Annotated in this window: 3 protein-coding genes; 1 reads left to right on the forward strand and 2 read right to left on the reverse strand. The window is 67.0% G+C overall.

Annotated features, from left to right (window positions below; translation table 11 throughout):
• Window positions 1-6: 6 nt before the first annotated feature.
• Window positions 7-795 carry an alpha/beta fold hydrolase gene (locus tag V7082_RS10330; RefSeq protein ID WP_334148233.1) on the reverse strand — a complete coding sequence of 263 codons (789 nt, stop codon included), beginning with the start codon at window positions 793-795 and terminating at the stop codon, window positions 7-9.
• Window positions 792-4328, reverse strand: coding sequence for a DNA polymerase III subunit alpha (gene dnaE, locus V7082_RS10335; protein WP_334148235.1), 3537 nt, complete (start codon window positions 4326-4328; stop codon window positions 792-794). The genes V7082_RS10330 and dnaE overlap by 4 nt, the downstream gene beginning before the upstream one ends.
• Window positions 4329-4631: 303 nt before the next feature.
• Here dnaE and ubiB point away from each other — a divergent pair, with 303 nt between their 5' ends.
• Window positions 4632-6230: a 2-polyprenylphenol 6-hydroxylase gene (ubiB, locus tag V7082_RS10340; RefSeq protein ID WP_334148237.1), complete on the forward strand. Its 1599-nt coding sequence runs from the start codon at window positions 4632-4634 to the stop codon at window positions 6228-6230.
• The last annotated feature ends 106 nt before the right edge of the window (window positions 6231-6336 follow it).

Consider the following 6336-nt stretch of genomic DNA (forward strand, 5'->3'; position numbering starts at 1 on the left):
GCGGGTTCAGGTGCGGGCGAGATGCACCGCCGGCGCGCCGAGCCCGCGCCGCACCGTTTCGCTCATGGTGCCGAAATGGCCGGCATCGACGTAGCTGACCTCAGCTGCGGGCAGGATCCGATGCACGGCGGAGATCAACCCCTGGCGCCTCGGCTCGGGAATGAGCTCGTCCCGCGAGCCGAACACGAAGCGGCTTCCCGGCGCGAGGTTGTCGAGGTTCTCGATCGTGTGCAGGCCGGCGAGAGCGCGCGTGAAGTCGGCGCAGCGGTAGCCCTTGGCCTCGGCCAGCTCCTTGACCTGCGCCGAAGCCGGGCTCTCCCACAGCGTGAGATCGCCGCGATCGGCGGAGGCGATGGAGCAGAGGCGCGCGCCGATGCGGTTGGCGAACACGGTTGCGACCGCCGTCCCAATGCTCAGGCCGACGACGAGGAGCTGTGCCGGCTCGAGACGCGTCTTTGCAAAAACGCCCATGGCGTCCTCGACGACGGCGTCGAGGGCGCGCACGCAGAGTTCGGGCTCGGAGCTGACGATGGCATTCGGCATCTCATAGCAGGCGAGAAAATTCTTCGGCGCGATGCGGGACACCCGCGCCAGCGGGTAGGGCATGCGCCACGGCAGAAAGCAGATGAGCGCAGCATTCGGATCGCCGTCGATGCGCGTGAACGCAATGGACGTGTCGTCACCAACCGACTGCGGGCGCAGGAATTCTCGACCCAGAGATCCAATCATGGCCTCGACCAACGCTGCGTGCCGGGCCTTGGTTCCCCGGCGCTCCCGGGGCCATCCATCGGTCATGTTTCGATCACTTCTATGACGCCGGGAACGGTTGTAATGCGGCCAATCGTCCTCGCGGAGAGATCATATCTTGCCTTCGGCACAATCGGAACCGGACGCGCGTAATCCGCAAGGCGGAGCTCGATCATGGCTTCGCCCTTGCCGGGCCGCAACAGGGTCTTGAGCTGGTCGAGCGCGGCCGGGTTGCGGCCGAGCGCATCGCCGTCGACGAGGATGCGGATCCTGCGCGGGATCTGCTCGACCGCCTCGTCGAGCGACTTCACGCTCTGTACACGCATCTTGAGCGCCTCGCCGTCGCGCTCGCCTTCGACATCGAGCAGCACGGCGTTGCCCGATTCCAGAAGGCTGCGCGCCTGGGCGAGGGTGTCCGAGAAGATGACTGCCTCGAACTGCCCGCTCGTGTCGGAGAACAGCGCGAATGCGAACTTGTTGCCTTTCTGCGAACGGCGCTCGCGGGCGGCAATGACGATGCCGGCGAGGCGGCCCGCGACAGCGCCGCGGGTGCTGGCCGCCTCGAAGTCCACGAAACGGCGCACACCGAGCTTCTCCAGCGCGCGCTCGTACTGATCGAGGGGATGGCCGGAGAGGAAGAATCCGACGGCGTCGAATTCCTTCTGCAGCTTGTCCATCGGTGTCCAGGCCTCGGCGGCCTTGAGGTCGAGAGTCGCTGCGCTATCCCCTGCACCGCCGAAAAGGTCGCTGGTGCCCAAGGCGGCATTATCCGAGATACGGTTGGCGAGCGCGATCATGCCCTCCACGTTCGCATACACCAGAGCGCGGCTCGGCTCGAAGGCGTCGAATGCGCCGGCAGCGGCGAGCGTTTCGAGCGCGCGCTTGTTGACGGCCTTGGTGTTGATGCGCGCGGCGAAATCCGAGAGCGACTTGTAGGATCCCTTGGCGTTGCGGCTCTCGACGATGGTCTCGACGGCGGAGGCGCCGATGTTCTTGAGCGCGGCGAGCGCGTAGCGGATGGCACCGTGCGCCTCCGCCTTTTTCGGCGGCTCGGCGATGAACTCGACGGCCGACGCGTTGACGCAGGGCGGCAGAACGCGGATGCCGCTCTTCCTCGCCTCGGCCGCGAACATGGCGAGCTTGTCGGTATTTCCCGCGTCGAGCGTCATGGAGGCGGCCAGGAACTCCTCGCGGAAGTTCGCCTTCATGTAGGCCGTGTGGTAGCTTACAAGCGCGTAGGCCGCGGCGTGAGACTTGTTGAAACCGTAGCCCGCAAACTTGTCGACCAACTCGAAGATGTAAACGGCATCGTCCTTCCTGACGCCGTTCTTCAGCGCGCCCTCGACGAAGCGCGCCTGCTGCTTCGCCATCTCGTTCTTGTCTTTCTTGCCCATGGCGCGGCGCAGAAGGTCGGCGTCGCCGAGCGAATAGCCCGCCATGACCTGCGCGATCTGCATCACCTGCTCCTGGTAGATGATGACGCCGTAGGTCTCCTTCAGGATGCTCTCGAGCATCGGATGCAGGTAGTCGACCGGCTCCTCGCCGTGCTTGCGGTTGATGTAGGTCGGAATGTTGTCCATGGGGCCCGGGCGGTAGAGCGCCACCATGGCGATGATGTCCTCGAAGCGGTCGGGCTTCAAGCGCTTCAGGCTCTCGCGCATGCCCGTGCTTTCGAGCTGGAACACGCCGGCCGTATCGGCCTTGGCCAGCAACTCGTAGGACGGCTTATCGTCGAGCGGCAACGCGAGCAGGTCGACATCGATGCCGCGCCCCTTTTTGACGAGATCGACGGCCTTGGTCAGTACCGTCAGCGTCTTGAGCCCCAGGAAGTCGAACTTCACAAGGCCCGCCGCCTCGACCATCTTCCAGTTGAACTGGGTGACGGGCATGTTCGACTTCGGATCGCGGTAGAGCGGCACCAGTTCGTCGAGCGGGCGGTCGCCGATCACCATGCCGGCGGCGTGGGTCGAGGCGTGGCGGTAGAGCCCCTCGAGCTTCTGGGCGATCTCGAGCAGGCGCGCGACCAAGGGATCGTTGTCGCGCTCCTCCTGCAGCTTGGGCTCGCCCTCGATGGCTTCCGGCAGCGTGACCGGATTGGCCGGGTTGTTGGGCACGAGCTTGCAGAGGCGGTCGACCTGGCCATACGGCATCTGCAGCACGCGGCCAACGTCGCGCAGCACGGCGCGGGCCTGCAGCTTGCCGTGGGTGATGATCTGCGCGACGCGGTCGGTGCCGTACTTCTCCTGCACGTAGCGGATCGTACGGTCGCGTCGCTCCTGGCAGAAGTCGATGTCGAAGTCCGGCATCGAGATACGCTCGGGATTGAGAAAACGCTCGAACAGTAGACCGAAGCGGAGCGGATCGAGATCAGTGATGGTGAGCGACCAGGCGACGAGCGAGCCCGCGCCCGAGCCGCGCCCCGGGCCGACCGGCACATCGTTGGCCTTCGACCACTTGATGAAGTCGGCCACGATCAGGAAGTAGCCCGGGAACTTCATGCGGCCGATGATGTCGAGCTCGTAGGCGAGGCGCTTTTCGTAATCCTCGCGCGTGAAGCCATCGGCGAGCGGGTTCACGGCGAGGCGAGCGCGAAGCCCCTCCTCGGCCTGGCGCTTCAGCTCTGCGGCTTCCGCTGCGAGCATTTCTTCATCGGTCATGCCCGCCGCATCGGCGGCGGCGACGAAGCGGGGCAGAATGGGCTTGCGCTTCAGCGGGCGGTAGGCGCAGCGCTGCGCGATCTCGATGGTGCTTTCGAGCGCCTCGGGAAGGTCGGCGAACAGCGCCGCCATGTCGTCGATGCTCTTGAAGTAGTGCTCGCGCGTGACGCGGCGGCGGTTGTCCTCCGTCACCATGCGCCCCTCGGCGATGCAGAGCAGCGCGTCATGGGCCTCGTAATCGTCGGGCTCTGCGAAGTAGACCTCGTTGGTGGCGACGAGCGGGATGCCGAGCTCGTAGGCAAGCGCGATCAGCTGCGGCTCGATCTCCTCCTCGCTCTTCGCGCCGTGACGCTGCAGCTCGACGTAAAGGTTTCCGTTGAAGATGCGGTGCAGGCGCTCGAGGCGATGGCGGGCAACGTCGGCCTGGCCCTCCGACAGCGCGCGGCCGATGGGGCCCTCCGGGCCTCCGGTCAGAACGATGAGGCCGCCGCGATGGGCTTCGAGGGCGTCGAGCTTGATGTGCGTCGGCTCGGCAGGGTCGGGCAGCAGGAACGCCTGGCTCGCGAGCTTGATGAGGTTGGCGTAGCCCTCGGCGCTGGCCGCGAGGAGCGCGAGGGGGCCCGCGGGGCGCACGGGCGGCGCGTTCTGGCCGAGGCGCGGGAGGCCGCTTGCATCAGCGGCTCCATCGCCGAAATCCGTATCGTAGGTGGCGCCGACGATGGGCTGGATGCCGGCGCCGGACAGCTTGTCCGAGAACTCGAGCGCCCCGAACAGATTGTTGGTGTCGGTGAGGCCGATGGCCGGCATCCCGGCCGCCTCGGCGAGCTTGGCGATCTTGCCGATCGGCAGCGCGCCCTCGAGCAGCGAATAGGCCGAGTGCGTCTTCAGGTGGATGAACTTCGGGAGCGTCGGCTGCGCTGTCATCGTGTCCCTCGAAACATCCCGTTCGTGGCACCCCCTCACCCGCGCAGCGTCATGGCGAAGCCATGCTTCGCATGGACGGGGAGAGGTCGGACGCGATTGAAGATCACGTCCGGGTGAGGCGCCCTCTCGCGCGATGAAGAAAGTTCATGGCCCATGAACCGGTCTAGAGCGATTCGGAGCGGCTCTCATTGCGCTAGGATCTCGGTTCGAGTTGTATGGCGTGTTTATCCAGAGGCAAAGCGGCAACGGTGTTTGGAGACGCGGCTTGCAAGCCGGCCGCAGGGCCGGTACCGCTCTCCCTCAATGGCAACTGCAATCACAAACGTCTGGCGGCTCGCGCGGGCGGGTATCGTGCTCGCGCAGCACGGGGTCCGGTTCGTCCCTCGAGGCCGGCCGGTGCCGCTGGCGCTGCGCGCCGCGCGGCTGGCGACGCTGCCGATCACCATCCTCGCCGCGCCGTTCAATGTCGGCAAGCCGAAGCAGCAGCGCATCTCGTCAGCGCTCGCCGCCCTCGGGCCCTCCTACATCAAGCTCGGACAGTTCCTGGCGACACGCGCCGACGTGATCGGCCCCGAGGCCGCCGCCGATCTCAGCCGGCTGCAGGACAAGCTGCCGCCCTTCCCCATGGCGGACGCGCGGCGCGCCGTGGAAGACGCGCTCGGCGGCAAGCTCGAGGATCACTTCGTAGAGTTCGGGCCGCCGGTCGCGGCCGCCTCGATCGCACAGGTGCACAAGGCCGTCACGCTCGACAAAGACGGGCAGCGGCGCGAGGTGGCGGTCAAGATCCTGCGGCCGGGCGTCGAGCGCCGCTTCAAGCGCGACCTCGACAGCTATTTCTTCGCCGCACGGCTCGTCGAGCGCGTGCATGCGCCGTCGCGGCGGCTGAAGCCGGTGGCCGTGGTCGAGAACCTCGCGCGCACGACCGAGCTCGAGATGGACCTCAGGCTCGAGGGCGCGGCGATCTCGGAGATGGCGGAGAACATCGCGCCGGACGAGCGCTTCCGCGTGCCGACCGTCGACTGGACGCGGACGGCCAAGCGCGTGCTCACCACCGACTGGATCGACGGCATCCCGATCTCGGACCACGCGCGCCTCAAGGCCGACGGCCACGACCTCAAGGCGCTCGGGCTCGTCGTGCTCAGGAGCTTCCTCACGCACGCCATGCGCGACGGCTTCTTCCACGCCGACATGCACCAGGGGAACCTGTTCGTCGACACGTCCGGCAACGTCGTTGCCGTCGACTTTGGCATCATGGGGCGGCTCGGCCACAAGGAGCGCCGCTTCCTGGCCGAGATCCTGTACGGCCTCATCACACGCGACTACCGCCTTGCGGCGGAGGTGCATTTCTGGGCCGGCTACGTGCCGCCGCATCATCCGGTCGAGGTGTTCGCGCAGGCGTTGCGCGCCATCGGCGAGCCGATCCATGGCCGCACGGCCGACGAGATCTCGATGGCGGACCTGCTCGGGCAGCTCTTCGCCTACACGGAGGTCTTCGACATGCAGACGCGGCCGGAGCTGATCCTGCTGCAGAAGAGCATGGTGATCGTCGAGGGTGTGGCGCGCGGGCTCGATCCCTCGCTCAACCTGTGGGTCGCGGCGGAACCGGTGGCGAAGGAGTGGATCTCGACGCACTACGGTGCGCGGGGCGCCGTGCGCAAGGCCGGCGAGGGTGCTACCACACTCGCGCGCGTGCTGGCGGAAGTGCCGGCCCTCCTGGCGGAAGCCGAGCGCGCGTCCGTGGGGCTTGCCGAGATGGCGCGCGAGGGGCTGAGGCTCGATCCCGCGAGCATCGAGAAGATCGGGGCGGCGTCGGGGCGGCGCGACCGCGGGACGCGGATTGCGGCCTGGATCGGGGCGCTCAGCCTCGCGGTGCTGGCGGCGAAGTATGTGGGCTTGGTCTGATCCTTTCGGGTCCCAAGCGACCGTGGTTTAGAGAGTTTCCGTTTCAGATGGAACAGCGGTTCGACATGCGCAAGCCCGTCTGGGCTCCGGCCTTCGCCGGAGTGAC

The organism is Hyphomicrobium sp. (genome assembly GCF_036833075.1).
Lineage (GTDB): Bacteria > Pseudomonadota > Alphaproteobacteria > Rhizobiales > Hyphomicrobiaceae > Hyphomicrobium_C.